The organism is Alteromonas sp. 5NS40-0096, from assembly GCF_057544385.1.
Genome location: NZ_BAAJLQ010000003.1, coordinates 141,599 through 157,917, shown reverse-complemented (window position 1 = coordinate 157,917; position 16,319 = coordinate 141,599). Strand labels below are relative to the sequence as shown.

The window sequence follows — 16,319 nt, the reverse complement described above, 5'->3', positions numbered from 1 at the left end:
AAATGTTTTCTAATTATTGTCGTTTTTATCAAAATTAAAAAGAGTAATACTCCGCTCACATTAAATCACAGGAGTTTTTATGCCTATTGCATTATTCGCTCTGACACTGAGTGCCTTTGCTATTGGCACAACAGAGTTTGTTATTGTGGGTTTGATACCCACTATCGCTGCCGACCTCGATGTATCATTACCCTCTGCCGGATTACTCGTCAGCTTGTATGCCGCGGGCGTCGCAGTCGGTGCCCCGGTGCTGACGGCTTTAACAGGCAAGTGGCATCGAAAATACGTGCTGCTGGCGTTGATGGCATTGTTCATTGTTGGGAATTTATTGGCGTGGCAAGCACCAAGTTATGGTTCATTGATTGCCGCCCGAATCTTAACAGGGTTAGCCCATGGCGTTTTCTTTTCGATCGGGTCCACAATTGCAACGTCTTTGGTTGCAAAAAACAAAGAAGCAAGTGCAATTGCCATTATGTTCACTGGCTTAACCGTTGCTTTAGTCACAGGCGTCCCATTGGGAACCTGGATTGGGCAAATACTTGGTTGGCGTGCGACTTTCCTGATTGTCTCATTATTGGGCGTTGTCGCATTTATTGGTAGTGCATTGTTAATTCCCTCCGATATAAAGCAACCACCTAGTGCAACGTTAAAAAACCAGCTCGATGTCTTACTTCAACCTCGGTTGCTTTTGGTTTATCTGATGACAGCACTGGGTTATGGAGGGACATTTACCGCTTTTACCTACCTTGCACCGATACTCGAGCAGGAAGCCGGTTTCGCTTCTACAACCATAGGGCTGATCATGCTAATTTACGGTGTCTCCGTTGCCATCGGTAACATTTGGGGAGGCAAACTTGCGGATAAACGCGGGCCCCTTTCGGCCTTAAAAACCATTTTTACTGGTTTAACTCTCATTCTCGTCGCATTCACTTTTGCTATGTCATTTAAATTTGCAGCTTTAGTGACTGTGTTAATTTGGGGAGCATTTGCCTTCGGCAATGTTCCACCATTACAAGTCTATGTTGTTCAACTTGCCGAAAAACACGCTCCAAGAGCGGTGGATGTGGCCTCGGGACTAAATATCGCCGCTTTCAATGTCGGTATTGCCATCGGTTCAATAACTGGTGGGACGATCGTTGATCATTTCACTTTGCGCGATACCGCCTGGGTGGGAGCTGTCATCTCCGCGCTCGCATTGGTTTTGACATACTTCAGCGCCGCGCTAGATGACAAAATGATGCGTCGCAGCCAATAGTATCCTAACTGCTGTTTGATCGATGAATATATGTATTGCCGCCAATACCATACAAAAATTTAGTCATTGTAAGTTTGGCGGCATCTACAGTATGGTGACGTCAAAGACCGATGCAACTTATTTGTATGTAAAGTGGTCTACGTATCTAACAAGGTTGTTCTATCGTAAACAGCCGACAATTCAGGTCACACACTTAGCCGGTAGCATAAGGCAATGCTATTGGTTTTAGGAGAATACTATGAGGCTACGCCGTACCCTACTCAGCCTATCTATACTTGCCGCCACAGGACAGGCATTGGCGAGTGAACAACTTGATGCCAATCAATGGTCTAAGATCGAGCACGTCAGCACGACTGACAATCGAACAAATTTTAAAGCACAAACCTTTAGTCAGCATTCGGTCTCGATGACCACGTTGAAAGATGCGCTCTCTCAGTCCAGCCCCAAAATTACTTTGCCTCTGCCCTCTGGAGAGTTTGTTACCTTTCAGCTTAAAGCCACAGAAGTCATGAGCCCGGGCTTGGCCGCACGGTATCCTAATATTAAAACCTTCGAAGGTTTTGACGTTGAAAATCCGCATAATAAGGGGCGATTTGACCTGACTCCATCTGGTTTTCACGGTATGTATTACTATGATGATGCAATGGTGATGTTCGATCCTGCATCCTTATCGAATAGCGACGATTACGTCAGCTATTACAAAAAAGATGCTTTACCCATCACCCCATTGATAGCCCAGCAGCAGCCAGTTGAAAAATTAAACTTCAATCCTCAATTAAGTGAGAGTTTTGAAGCAAAAGCGCTACCTCAACGCAAGCGCTACCGATTGGCGGTATCAGCAAGTGGTGAATATACTGCGTTTCACGGCGGCACCAAAGAATCAGGGCTTGCCGCGATTGTCACTATGGTCAATCGCATAAACCAAGTGTACAGCACAGATATGAACATTGAGTTCCAACTGGTCGAGAATAACGATGATATTATTTTCACCAATGCATCGACCGATCCGTTTGAAAATACCGACGGTGATATCGACCTAAATCAAGCTGTAGTCGATGATGCAATTGGCTCTGCCAATTATGACATTGGCCACATTGTGAATACGGCTGGTGGCGGTTTAGCGGCTTTTGGTTCTGCCTGCGTCAACGGTTTTAAAGCAGAAGGCGTCACGGGCTCTGGCAACCCTGTAAATGATTTTTTCTGGATTGACTTCGTCTCTCACGAACTTGGCCACCAGCTAAGAGCTAGCCATACTTTTAGTGCTAATTCAGGTGCATGTAGCAGTGGCACAGTAGCACGAGATAGCGCTTATGAAGTGGGCAGTGGTAGCACGATAATGGGTTACGCAAGCCTTTGTGGTGCGCAAGATATTCAAAGCGCCGCCCATGATAACTTTCATATCCGATCCATCGATCAGATGACGAACTATCTTACCTCAGGTGCCATCGCCAGCTGTGGCGAAGTATTGACACAAAGCAATGCGGAACCCGTTGTCGATGCCGGCGCCAATTTCACTATTCCGGCCAATACGCCATTCACCCTAGTCGGGTCCGCAACCGACACCGATGGGGACACCCTCAGCTACAGCTGGGAGCAATTTGATCTCGCCGATTATGATGATTTGAGCAATACAGCGATAGGCCCATTGTTCAGAGTGTTTGCACCAATGGACAATGGTGCTCGTACCTTCCCCCAACTATCGGATGTATTAAACGGAACGACGACCTTTGGTGAACGTTTGCCCGACCAAGCTCGGGAAATGAATTTTCGCCTTGTCGTGAGAGATGGAAATGGTGGTCTTAACGACGATGCTATGGTGGTGACCGTGGTCAACAGCGATGGCTTTAGTGTTACCGCCCCAACCGATAGCACAAGCTGGAATGGAGCACAGCAAACCGTTTCATGGAACACAGGGGGTACAGAATCTGCTCCTGTTTCCTGCGAACAAGTTAACATATTGCTCAGTAGTGACAGTGGTGCAAACTTCAATACCACTTTGGTAACCAATACGCCTAATGATGGCAACCAAACCGTCACGCTGCCGACGCTGAATACCGATACAGCCCGAGTTAAAGTGGAATGTAGCAACAATGTATTTTTTGCTGTCAATACTGGCGATTTCAGTGTCACTAGTGACGGCAACCCCGACAATCAAGCCCCAGTTATCACTGGCCAGAACCCAATATCGGTTGATGAAGATGCCAGTGTCACCTTGTCAGCGGATATGTTCACTATCGAAGGTGACACAGTTGACAGTATCGCCATAACTGCAGGTGAAAACTACACAGTTGAAGGCCTTACCCTTACGCCTTCAAACAACTTCAATGGGGCCCTTACAGTGGCAGTTACTGCTACACGTGGAGGGTTAACCAGCGCAGCATTCAATGCGAATGTGACAGTGAACGCCGTTAACGATATACCTGTCGCGGTAAATGATAGCCTGACGGTAGACCAAGGTGCGGATAGCACCGCAGTGAACGTGCTCGACAATGATACGGATATCGATGGCGATACCTTATCCATTACCAATGTGGCCTACTCGGGGTCAGGCACAGTTAGCTTTACTGCAACATCCGTATCCTATGCACCAGCAGCCGATTTCAGTGGCACTGAATCAGTGAGCTATGAGATATCCGATGGGAATGGCGGCACCGCAACAGGCACATTGAACATTCAAGTCAATGAGTCAGCTCCGCCTCCAACGCCCCCTGCGCCAACACCTACCTCTTCTGGCGGTGGCGGTAGTGTGGGTTGGTTATGGCTGCTTGCGGGAATGACCGCCATCTTTAGGAGAGTGAAACCGTGAAGTGGCTCATTTCCATACCCTTAGTATTATTAAGTGCTTGCAGTATGACAAATAACGAACACAAAACTGAAGCGGAACGCGCGGTCCAAGAGGCAATTACAAAATCAGACTTGCGTTTTCTCGCCACTCAAGGGCGCCGTACCACTTTTCCTGGATTAGACGAAACGGCAGATAAAGTGTTAATTGACCACTGTGGGTATCGATTCCTCGAGGGCACAGGAGACGTTATCAAAAGTGCTGAAGACAAAGTACTGCGCAAGGAAAAAGTGGTTTATGCCAGTGAGTATAACCAACTGATAAAACAACACTGTAAGCCTTAGGGCGTTTTGGCCTGGGTCTTACACTCTTGAGAAAGCTGGTCTATCTTTTAGATGACCAGCTTTTTTGTTGGCGAAAACGAACGTAAAAATGGTCCGCTCTCATTGATTTATGTTCACAATTCCAACAACTTCTGATAAACATAGAGTCTAACGTAGTCAATCGATTCGAATTCGGTTTTTCGAATGGGTCTATGACAAATCTTGCTACGGAAATGCGCAAGATAAATTATCGCGAAGGAAGTGCGAGCCTATGGAAATGAGCTCGGCGATACCGTGCTTACCTGCAGTTGATATACGACCTCCTTTTCGCTGGGCGTCGGTTGTTATAGAGAATCGCGAAGGCTATTGAATGATAACTACGAGATATGTTGCCCCCCTAAACCTCGCTAGTTTTAAACTCAAATTGCTGGTCATTAGCCTACTTCTTTCCGCTGGACTTACTCTCTCCAAAGCTCAAGCGCAAAACTATAAAATTGAAGAAGTCAAAGCCGCTCTCGTCGTACAAGTTATCCGAAATTTAGAATGGCCAAACGAGCAAGACTCTCGTTCAATTGATATTGCCATTTGGCAAGATGAGGCCCTCAGTCAAGCATTTGCACCAATCAATCAATTGTCAGTAAGAGGTCTACCTTTACGTGTATACATTGCAGATAGCTTAGCTCAGCTGGGCAATGCAGACGTAGTCTATATCCCAGAAGCGTATATTGCAGATGTCGGCCAACTTTCTTTCAATCTCAGAGGCCAAGGTATATTGGTAATGACGGAAGAAAGCCCGTCCTTGCACAATATCATGATAAATATTTTGCAGCGCCAGCAAGAGAACACAAGCTCTACCCTCAGCTTTCAAATTAACCGCCCTAATATAGCGTTTGAACAAATCGCGATTAAGCCAGAACTTGTCTTATTTGGTGGAACTGAAGTCGATGTGGCAGAGCTCTATCATCAAACCGAAGCGGCAATTCAAGCCCTCAGGCAACAAAACGAAGCGAATTTTGAAAAACTTGCGGCGCAACAGCTGGCTTTCGAACAGCGAGAGGACCAATACAAAACCTTGCAGGCGAGACTTGAAAACTTAGAAGGCGTACTGGACAAAAAACAAGAGAGCATAGTGTCTAACCAAACCAAGCTCAGTCAATTGATGTCCCAAATTGGTAATGTCGAACAAGAATATGCAAAGGCACTGGCTCAGGTCGATAGTAAAGAAAAAGAACTTCAAGCTGCTGAAAGAACCCAACAAGAGTATGAAAACAACGTTGCACAGCAAATCCAAGTCTTAGACGCACTGAATGCTGAAGTAGAAGCCAATAAGAAACTGCTCGCCAACCAAGAAAGTCAGCTTAACGAGGCGCAGACAGAAGTAAAATACCAATCTGAATTGATCGATAAACAGCGCGATATCATTTACGTAGTTTTGTTCGTCGTCGCCGTCGCGTTGCTCGCTGCGGTCTTAATTAGTCATTTATTCTTCAAAAACAAACGTACAAAAGACCAATTAGCGACCGCGTTGGATACACTCACACAGGCAAAAGAACAATTAGTGGAAGCGGAAAAAATGGCGTCACTAGGAAGTTTAGTGACTGGGGTTGCTCACGAAATCAACACGCCTATCGGTATTTCTCTCACCGCTATTAGTACCCTCGGGGCTGACTCTAGAGAATTCAAACAACTCATCGAGTCAGGTCAACTGAAAAAGTCTACGGCAATCAAATTTGCCGATAAACTAGACGAGTTAGACAACTTAATCGTCGGGAATCTACAACGTTGCCATCGCTTGGTTGAGAGTTTTAAACAGGTGTCGGCGGATCAAATTGTCGAACAAAGCCGCCAAATCAAATTGAATGATTACTGTCATAGCATCATGAACACGATGACGGCATACTTAAAACAACATCACGTCAAATGGACAATCAGTGGGGATAACCCACTTCACAGTATTGATCCGGGTTTGCTCAGCCAAGTCATTAACAATTTAAGCACGAATGCAGTCAATCACGCTTTTGAAGGGGTTGAGGATAAACATATCACTATCGAAGTGGCAGTGAAGGATTCAATTAGCCTTGTGAAGTTTAAAGACAATGGTGTTGGCATGGAGCCTACCGTGTTACAGCGTATTTTCGACCCTTTCTACACAACGAAACGAAACGAAGGGGGAACGGGTCTTGGCCTCAATATCGTTTACACCATAGTGACTACGAAATTGAATGGCCAGATTTCGGTCAATAGCGAATTAGGCAGCGGCACAGAGTTCACGATCAGCATCCCTGCTGACAGTGGGCAGACTTAACGCCCCGTTGCCCTCTCAACATCAGCGTTCGGAATCTAAGGTATGCGCTAAGAGTTTTTTCTTGCCCATATGCTCGACAGCAATATTGAGCGCCAATCCCATAAACCCCACAAAAAAGCTGATGCCGCCAAAGTCGAGATAACGAAAATTACCATGTATCTCATACTGCTGATTAAAGTCAGCGCCTTTTAATGTTGGAATGAGAATATCGACAATCCACATACCAAAAAACACACTTGATAGCGCAAATGCGACGAGCCATGCGTATTTACAAATAAACTGAAACGTCGCCACCTCAACTCTGTTGCTACGCTGTAGCTCATCCGGAGACAGGTTAAACACCGCTGCTAATGCCTTGGTCGTCTCCAAAGAAGCGGTACCGTTTTTCTCAACTCGCTGTATGGTTCTTACGCTGACATCACAGGCTGCAGCCAGTTCATCTTGGCTCCAGCATTTCAATAATCTTAACTTTTGAATTTTGTCATTGTTGAGTTGCACATCTTTACTCATTGTTCGCCTCATCGATTGTTGTCTTCGAGAGGCCATGTTAGTGAAAATAAGACGAAGCTACGGCGACATCCCAGTGAAATCATACTGACACCATAACGACAAACCACTGACATTTCCACGACACTTAGCTGACATCGGGCCGAAACGTGAAAAATGAAGCATAAAAAGTGAAGAGTTCAGGGAAAACAGCTGCACTAAACAAAAATGGCAAGTACACCAGCATTTACCAATACATGCCAAAAAGCGCACAAAAAAAAGCGGCTAGGTAGCCGCTTTTCTGACACTAATTAGACTATGCTTTTTTGAGGTTTTGCTCGAGGAATTTCAATACACCTTCGTACAATTCCTGTTGGTTTTCCTCATCATAAACACCGTGTCCAGCCTGGCGATACTTAAGATACACAGCAGGGTTGCCAGCGTCTTCAAGTTTTTCAGCTAACACTTCTGAATTGATCTCAGGTGCACGACGGTCTCTAGAGCCGTGAATAAGCATAACTTTTGCCTTAATCTTATCGGCATGATGCACTGGCGAGTACTGCTTCAATTCCGCCTCGTCTGTACCGAGAGCGCGCTCTAAATAAGCCTGCCCACCCCAGTTATTTGGGATATCAGACTCGGTATAAGCAAACTGCAAGTCATAAATACCGACGTAACCGATCGCACATTTATATAGGTCTTGTTCCCTAATGGTTGACATGACTGCCGCATATCCGCCGAAGCTATCTCCGAATGTACAAATATTGTCACCGTCCACATAACCTTGGTCGATAGCCCATTTGGTCGCGGCAGTAATATCATTTATGACTTTTCCGCCCCACTCTCGATTACTCGAATTTCTAAAATCCTGGCCATAACCATCACTGCCTCGGTAATTTATCTGTAACACCGCATAACCACGGTTCGCAAACAGTTGTACCTCGTTATTATACGCCCAGAAGTCCCGCACTTGCGGGCCACCATGGATCATCACCACCATCGGCGGCTTTTTGTCACCGGTTTGTTTCGGCAACGTCAGGTAACCGTGTAAATCTTGGTCATCATCGCTTTTGACAACAATTGGCTGCATTGGCGCAAGGGTTCGTGGGTCAATCCAAGATTTATTTGCCCACAAAAACTGAGCATTCAAAGTATCACGGTCGAAAAAGTAATACTCACCTGGATTAACATCGCTACTCACTCGAACCAAGAGTGTTTTTCCATCCTCAGTACGGCTCTCAATATCAACAGACTGGCCACCAAAAGCATCCACTAACATCTTGTGTATTTTTGCTGTGCGAGACTTGCCTTTTGCGTATACATATTCTGATTTACCGGGATAAGTTACCCCGACCGCTGGCATACCGTTAGTATCAGCGATTAACCACTCGACATCAGTTGCATGTTCGCCAAAGACTTCGCTGATTTCACCCGAGGCCAAATCTAAAGCAAAGTAGGTGTAAATTGATTTTTCACCTCGATACCCAGAGAAATAGACGAACTTTTCATCCTCACTTAAGCCAATAGGGAAAAGCTCACGGCCTTCTTCAGACTCCAGATTCAGTGGTTTCCAATCGTCATCTTCATTTTCGCGATACGCCGATTTCGTATAGCCTTGTTCATTTTCCCAACGGATAAAATTGATACTGCCTGACTTGGTTGCCAATACTTTGGCTCCGGGGTGAGGAATGGTTTCAACCTTGCTTTTCCGACCCGTGTAAACATTCAACTTACTGACAACCGGCTGTTTTTTACGGTTGTCATACCAAGTGTTGGAGATCAGCGTCCACGGGTGTTCAAGAATCAAAATGTGTCGATCATCACCTTCCAATAAACTGATAATCTCTTGTGTGGCAAACGAATCTTTTCGACTCGACAAACGACTTCCAGCAGATTCATCACCCGCACGATAACCATAGATCATCAGTCGTTGACTGTTATCTATGTTGGTTGCGTATAACTCACCTGTTGCAACAGGTCTATCGAAGTTACTTTGCTTCTCGGCATATTCGAATACGAGTCGCTCATTACTGATCCAATTTACAGTGTGAATAATGTCGTTGTTGGCTGGCTTCAAACCGCCAACAACTTTCATCGTCGCTGAGTCGAGAATCGCCATCATTTCGCGACCACCAACACGAACACGTGCGGCAATGTGTTTACCATCCGGTGACAGTTTCATATCCAAGTAGTCGCCGCGCTTGACGAAATGGCTGATATGAATTTCTTGGGCAAATAGAGGGGTGGTGCTAATCAACATTAGCAGGGAAAGAAGAATCCTCTTCATAGTACATTCCTTTTCGCTTTCTTATTTTCTTGTGTGTGGTGTGTCAGGTAAAAACCTCTCATGTAGGCTGAATAAATTTCAACCAAGCACATCACCAACCGGACACACTATACTGAGTGCGTCACAGTTACAATGTCCAAAAGTCCAATTTTGACTTATTCTTTAGTCTAAATTTTTGCTACAGAGTCACGTTCGATTAATTCGGCATCGTAAAGTAGCTTGAGTTGATGTTTTTGGTCATAAACGCGGGATAAGATAGATTTTGCTGCCATCTCCCCCATTTTGTAAACGGGGTTGCTCACAGTGGTGAGTTTGGGATAGACATGGTGGGCAAATACCACGTCATCGAAACCGACTATGGATAATTGTTCAGGCAACTGCAAACCCAGATCACGGGCACAGCTCATTGCTCCTGATGCCATCCAGTCGTTTGCACATACCAGTGCAGTAAAACTGTCGTTCTCTTTCCGAAGGGCTAACAAGCCTTCTTTACCGTCCTGCTCTTTGTAGTTCCCTTCGTAAATCATACTGTCAATAACAGGTATACCAGCCTCAATCAGGGCTCGTTTGTGCCCAGCCAACCGCTCCATGGCATCGGTTTTACGAGCAGGCCCAGAGATGTAGGCAATGCGCGTATGGCCGTTTTCGATCAAATGCTGTGTCGCGAGATAACCGCCTTGTTCGTTGTCCAAACAAAAGCAGGCATTGTCGAGCCCGTCAACGTCTCGGTTAATCACGGCAATAGGAAGTTTGTCGCGATTGACCGCGAGCAGTTGCTCATCAGTCATTCCCTCTGAATGCATAATGAGAGCATCGCAATTTCGACTAATCAAAAAATCAACAGCATCAACTTCTTGCTGCTGATCATTGTGTCCCACGGTGATGATAACGTGTTTATTCGCTTCTCTTAACGTGGCTTCAATCGCCTGCATCATTTCACCGAAAAATGGCGTGTCTAATTCCGAGACCAGCACACCAATACTATCTGAACGATTGGTTGCCAAGGAGCGGGCGACAGAGCTGGGTCGATAATTCAGCTCTCGCATAGCAGCTTCAACTTTTTCTCGTAGCTTTGGATTCACCGTTTTACGGCCATTCAATACCCTGGAAACCGTCGACAAGGACACCCCAGCGTGTTCAGCTACTTCATAAATTGTTGCCATTACTTCACTCCCTTTTTTCCGAGCATTGTACACTCGTTTTTCTCAAAGTGCTGTTTGCGTTCCCGCGGGTTATACAACTTCGACCAGTTATGTCGCCGCCCTACGTTGTAGTAAGTCTATTGTGATACGCTCTTGTTTAGCATTATCCAAAGGATAAAAGCTCATAAGCAGGGCTGCTGCTACGCCAAAGCCGGCAGGGATAAAGCTCATACACAAAATCATTCCGGGAATACTGTTCTCGACAGTAGTCAGGTCACTACCGTTGTAACCATAGTGGCCCAATACCAGTAGCATTAGTGCCCCCGCGAATCCACCACCCGTTTTTTGCACAAAAGTGCCGGCGGAATAGACCAACCCTGTGGCTCGTCGCCCCGTTTTCCACTCTGAGTAATCCGCTGCATCTCCAAGCATCGAAAAAAACAAAGTCGGCATTACCGCGGCAAAAAACTCAGCCCCAATACCCAAACTAAAAATCATGACAAGATTATCCGAGGGCACCCAAAACACCGCAGCCGTCAGCACACTCGATGCCAATAATGCGGCGATAAACAGGGTTTTCCTTCCTAATAATCGAGAAAGCGTTGCCGTTGACAGCGCGCCGACGACCGACACAACAAGCAAACCAATAAAATATTGGCCTGCAAGCAGCTCATCGCCAATGTAATATTTGAAGTAATAGGCAACGGCTCCGATTTTAATGCCATTGAACATCATGGTTAAAAAGCCTATGCCTAACAAAATTAACCACGGTGTATTAGAGAGTAAGTCGAGCATATCCTGCTGTGCGCCACTGAGTTTTTCTGTGTCTGCACGTTTCAATTGTTGAATACCCAAGACAATAGCAACCAAAACAACAAAGAAGATAAGGCCTGAAAGCCAGTCTCTGAAGTAGAAAAATGCACTCATTGACGCCAGCGGTATAACAATCAAAGGTAATTGCTTTGACAATGTAATGAATTCCGCCTTCAAGCTTATCGTACTGTCATAGGCTACTTGAATACGTTCTTTAGTGGTATAGACAGTTATCAGCATCATGGCTACGAGTAAGACGGCATAAATGAACATCGCATATTGATAGCCTTGGCTCTGATCCCCTTGCCCCAAAATGTCCACCAAATAAGGGAGAAAACCCATGACAAACAATCCCCCAAGAAACGCACCAGCAAAACGAAAACCCGAGAGTGAGGTACGTTCATTGTCATCAGGAGTCATGACCCCCATCAAAGCAGAATAGGGCACATTATTCATGGTATAAGCCAGAGTCAGGCCGATGTATGTCACATACGCAAACACCAGTTTTCCGGTATCATCGAAATCTGGAGTGGTAAAACACAACACCATAAACAAACCCAGCAAGGGCGCAGACCACAAGATCCAAGGGCGAAATCGTCCCAACGACGAATGGGTTCTGTCGGCAATCATGCCCATTATGATGTCGGTGACACCATCAGAAAGCCTGACTACTAGGAACAACATTGCGGTTGCGCCTGCTGCGAGGCCAAAGGTGTCAGTATAGAAAACAGCGAGATAGGCTAACGCGCCGCGCCACACCAAATTTGCCGCGGCATCGCCCATGCCATAACCGATTTTTTCTGTCAGGGATAACCTAGTCACTGTTTTTCCTCTTTTCGGCTATGTTCGACTATTGAGCAATGCTTTGTACGCTAATGCGCTGTGTTTTAACGTGCGCTCTTGGGTATCAAAATCAACGTACACTAAACCAAAACGTTTTGCGTATCCTTCAGCCCACTCAAAGTTGTCCATCAGGCTCCATGCAAAATAACCTGCTACATTCACTCCTTTTTCAATCGCATCCGATAGCGCATTCAAATGGGCATCGTAGTAGGCAACTCTGTCACTATCGACAACTTCTCCGCCTTCCATCTTATCCGCCATAGCTGCACCATTCTCGGTGATATAAATTGGCGGCAATGTGTAACGCTCGTGAAGTGAAACTAACCAATCCGTTAATGCTTGTGGGTAAATTTCCCAGCCAATGTCGGTTAACGGTGCCTGGTGTGGCAGCTCTTCGTATAGTTCATCGGTATGGCGCGGTGCACCATAGCGCAAACGGGTGTAAAAATTGATGCCAAGGAAATCCAAGGGTGCCTGCATTATGGCAAAGTCACCATCGTGAATGTCGGGGGCATCATCTCCTAGCAAATCGATAACGTCTGGATATTTCCCTTCCATCAGGGGTTGAATATACCAATGATTGATATACTCGTTGGCTCGTTGACACGCGTCAACATCAGCCGCATTTTGCGAAATGGGATAGCAAGGTGTGAAATTGAGTACGATTCCATTCAGCGTGTGCGGTGAGTGCAAAGACAATTGCGCCATTCCCAACCCATGTGCCAACAAAATGTGATGAGCAGCTTGCCTTCCGTTCTTGCGACCGAGCTTACCAGGCGCATGAACGCCAATTTCATAGCCTAAAAATGCTGAGCAAAACGGTTCGTTGAAAGTAGCGTACGAATCAACTCTGTCTCCCAGAGCCGGCACTATCTTACTCACATAGTCAGCATACATATAGGCCGTCTCACGATTCAGCCAACCACCTTGATCTTCGATATATTGAGGTAAATCCCAATGATACAAAGTGACAAAGGTTTTGATACCTTTTTGTTTTAAACCGTCGAGCAACCGCGTATAGAACGCCACCCCGTCAGGGTTCAGTTCACCATTTTGATTCATGACTCGAGGCCAAGATATCGATAAGCGATAGGCATCCACGCCAAGCGATTCAATCAAGTCGATATCGTCTTGCCAGCGAAAAACGTGCTCACATGCCACTATACCGTTCGACCCATCGGCGATCTTACCCGGCGTTGCACAAAATGTGTCCCAAATACTGGGCAAACGCGAGGCCGCATCCCCCTCTATTTGAAAAGACGATGTAGCCGTACCGAATAGGAAGTTTTTACTGAGTAGCGGCGAATTTTCGGCCAGCTTTATTGAAGTCATGCAAATGCCCTTTGTGTTTCCAAATAACTCGACAGACCAGCCAGTCGCGAGCTGTCGAATTTAATAAAAAATGTTGAATTTATGTTTATACCATGTAATCTTTGCTTTGAGAAAGCGCTTTCTCAATTTATAAAACAAAATGAACAGAAAAGAAAGCCGCATGTCATGAGATGTGATTTATCGGAACGTTTTTGAGGTTTTACCTATGCCAAAATTTAACCTGACACTCCTTGCTGCATTTAGCATGCTTGTTGGCTGTCAACCAACAAACTCAGTGTCTTCAGCAGATTCTGACAGTTCACCTGAGGTCAGATGGCCAAAGGTTAATAGCGAAGTAAAAACCGATCCCGGACTAGAGAAAAAAATCGCAGAGATGGTCGCGGTCATGACAGTTGAACAGAAAGTTGCACAAATGATGCAACCAGAAATTCGCGATATCACAGTAGACGACATGCGCAAATACGGTTTCGGCTCCTACCTCAATGGTGGTGGTTCTTTCCCAGAAGGAGGAAAACACGCACCGCTGAGCGCGTGGGTTAAGTTGGCTGACGACATGTTTCTGGCGAGTGTCGACAGCAGTGAAGACGGTTCGACAATACCGACTATGTGGGGTACCGATGCCGTACATGGACACAACAATTTAGTTGGGGCGACGTTATTTCCACACAACATTGGCTTGGGCGCCATGCGTGACCCTGCACTGATTGAAGCGATCGCAAAAGCGACAGCTATCGAAGTCAGAGCCTCTGGTATCGACTGGGCATTTGCACCGACTGTTGCCACCGCACGAGATGATCGCTGGGGTCGAACTTACGAGAGTTATTCCGAGTCACCGGCGCTGGTAAAAGACTATGCCAAAGCCGTGGTCTACGGTATTCAAGGTCGACCCGATAACCATTTTCTGAACGCAGATCACGTCATTAGTAGCGTCAAACACTTTGTCGGCGATGGTGGTACACATCTCGGAGACGATCAAGGCGACAATAGAGATAGTGAGGCTGACCTCAGAGATATTCACGCCCAAGGCTACATCAGCGGACTAGGTGCCGGCGCGCAAATCGTCATGGCATCATTTAACAGCTGGCATGGTGACAAAGTTCACGGCTCCAAACATCTATTGACGGACGTACTCAAAAAACAAATGGGGTTTGACGGTTTCGTAGTAGGAGATTGGGCTGGACACGGACAAGTTGCAGGTTGTACCAATGAAAGCTGCCCACAAGCCATTAATGCCGGCCTAGACATGTTTATGGCGCCGACCAAAGCGTGGAAACCGCTTTATGAAAATACAGTTAATCAGGTTAAATCCGGCGACATTCCCATGTCGAGAATCGACGATGCAGTCACTCGGATTTTACGTGTAAAGGCGCGAGCTGGTCTATTTGAGCAAGCTCCACCAAGCCAGCGCTTACATGCATCAGAAGTCGAATTACTGGGAAATCCAAAACACCGTGACATCGCTCGCGAAGCCGTCAGAAAATCACTGGTTATGCTAAAAAACCAGCATAATCTTTTGCCATTATCACCAAAGCAACACGTACTAGTAGCAGGAGATGGTGCTGACAACATCACCAAGCAATCCGGGGGCTGGACACTCACTTGGCAAGGCACCAACAATACGAACGAAGACTTCCCCAATGCGAGCTCAATTCTGGATGGTATTGAATCTCACGTCGTCGCCGCGGGCGGTGAAGTCACATTTGCCCTCAACGGTGAAACAGACGCCAAACCTGATGTGGCCATCGTCGTCTTTGGCGAAGATCCATATGCAGAGGGCCATGGCGACCGAGCGGATGTCAATTACCAACCTGGTGACAGACGAGATTTGGCATTGCTGCAAAAGTTGAAAAGCCAAGGTATACCGACAGTATCAGTATTCCTGTCGGGCAGGCCTATGTGGGTTAACCCGGAAATTAATGCGTCAGATGCTTTCGTGGCAGCTTGGTTACCCGGCAGTGAAGGGGCTGGCGTTGCCGATGTATTGTTCAGTGATGCCAATGGTCAAATTGGTTACCCGATTACGGGCAAGCTTAGCTTCTCTTGGCCAAACTCGCCTTTTGATCAAATCAATCTAGGAGATGGCCAAACACCGCTCTTTCCTTACGGATATGGGCTGACATATGGTCAGGACGATCCTATTTCACTGGCATTAAATGAAGTTGTCGAGCAGCCGACGGTAGAAAACACTGAGAAGGTGTTGTTCGATGGCAAACTGCATAAGCCTTGGCACATCCGCCTTGCGACTGCTGGGCAAACCATGCAAGTGACAAGTAATACGGCGAACCTTGAGACAATAGCATACCGCACAGCGGACAGGTTTATTCAAGAAGATGCCATTCGAATCAGTTTTAGCGGCAACACGCCACAAGCGGTGCGATTCAATAGTAAGAGTAGCTTCAGAGAAGATTTACGCAGTGACCTGTTAGCCAATGGGACACTGACCTTTAATATCAAGCTAAACGATCAACCGTCTACTGACATGATGGTAGCAACTCAGTGTGACAATGATGAGGGGCGTCCTTGCGGCGCGACACTCCCCCTCGATACTCAAGCGTTAGCGGTCAATCAGTGGTACCAGGTCGCGATACCATTGACGTGTTTTGCAGAGGCAGGCATGGAGTATCAAAACACCGTTGTGCCATTTTCCATTGAGTCTTCTGGCCAAGCCGACTTTACGTTAAGTCAGGTTTCCTTCGAATATATGCCGACTGAAAACGACTCAGTTTGCGTTGATATCAAGGCGCAATAGTC

10 protein-coding genes are annotated in these 16,319 nt (G+C 46.3%); 5 read left to right on the top strand and 5 right to left on the bottom strand.

The genetic code is table 11. The annotated features are described in order from the left end of the window. Positions 1-79 precede the first annotated feature (79 nt). The 4 genes from AC27G9_RS10620 (at position 80) to AC27G9_RS10605 (ending at position 6,665) form a co-directional block, all read left to right on the top strand. Positions 80-1,255, top strand: coding sequence for an MFS transporter (locus AC27G9_RS10620; RefSeq protein ID WP_487073940.1), 1,176 nt, complete (start codon positions 80-82; stop codon positions 1,253-1,255). A 238-nt stretch (positions 1,256-1,493) separates the two neighbouring features. Further along, positions 1,494-4,061, top strand: coding sequence for a reprolysin-like metallopeptidase (locus AC27G9_RS10615; RefSeq protein ID WP_487073938.1), 2,568 nt, complete (start codon positions 1,494-1,496; stop codon positions 4,059-4,061). A gap of 44 nt (positions 4,062-4,105) precedes the next feature. Further along, on the top strand, positions 4,106-4,381 hold the full coding sequence (locus AC27G9_RS10610) for a hypothetical protein (RefSeq protein ID WP_487073936.1): 276 nt from the start codon (positions 4,106-4,108) through the stop codon (positions 4,379-4,381). A 349-nt stretch (positions 4,382-4,730) separates the two neighbouring features. Further along, positions 4,731-6,665 carry a YfiR/HmsC family protein gene (locus tag AC27G9_RS10605; protein ID WP_487073934.1) on the top strand — a complete coding sequence of 645 codons (1,935 nt, stop codon included), beginning with the start codon at positions 4,731-4,733 and terminating at the stop codon, positions 6,663-6,665. A gap of 21 nt (positions 6,666-6,686) precedes the next feature. Here AC27G9_RS10605 and AC27G9_RS10600 read toward each other — a convergent pair whose 3' ends face one another. From AC27G9_RS10600 to AC27G9_RS10580, 5 genes are all read right to left on the bottom strand, one after another. Then, positions 6,687-7,175 (bottom strand): helix-turn-helix domain-containing protein, encoded by a 489-nt coding sequence (locus tag AC27G9_RS10600; RefSeq protein WP_487073932.1) that lies wholly within the window; start codon positions 7,173-7,175, stop codon positions 6,687-6,689. A gap of 292 nt (positions 7,176-7,467) precedes the next feature. After that, positions 7,468-9,438, bottom strand: coding sequence for an alpha/beta hydrolase family protein (locus tag AC27G9_RS10595; RefSeq protein ID WP_487073930.1), 1,971 nt, complete (start codon positions 9,436-9,438; stop codon positions 7,468-7,470). Between the two features lie 167 nt (positions 9,439-9,605). After that, entirely contained in the window at positions 9,606-10,601 is a 996-nt protein-coding gene (locus AC27G9_RS10590; protein ID WP_487073928.1) for a LacI family DNA-binding transcriptional regulator, read from the bottom strand. An 87-nt stretch (positions 10,602-10,688) separates the two neighbouring features. After that, the gene (locus tag AC27G9_RS10585) at positions 10,689-12,215 is read right to left on the bottom strand and encodes an MFS transporter (RefSeq protein ID WP_487073926.1); all 1,527 of its coding nucleotides are present in this window, start codon (positions 12,213-12,215) and stop codon (positions 10,689-10,691) included. 18 nt (positions 12,216-12,233) lie between these two features. Continuing rightward, a complete protein-coding gene (locus tag AC27G9_RS10580; RefSeq protein WP_487073924.1) occupies positions 12,234-13,568 on the bottom strand; it encodes a GH1 family beta-glucosidase in 1,335 nt (444 codons plus the stop codon). A gap of 205 nt (positions 13,569-13,773) precedes the next feature. Between AC27G9_RS10580 and AC27G9_RS10575 the strand changes: the two genes are divergently transcribed. Then, positions 13,774-16,317, top strand: coding sequence for a glycoside hydrolase family 3 protein (locus tag AC27G9_RS10575; RefSeq protein WP_487073922.1), 2,544 nt, complete (start codon positions 13,774-13,776; stop codon positions 16,315-16,317). Positions 16,318-16,319: the final 2 nt, after the last annotated feature.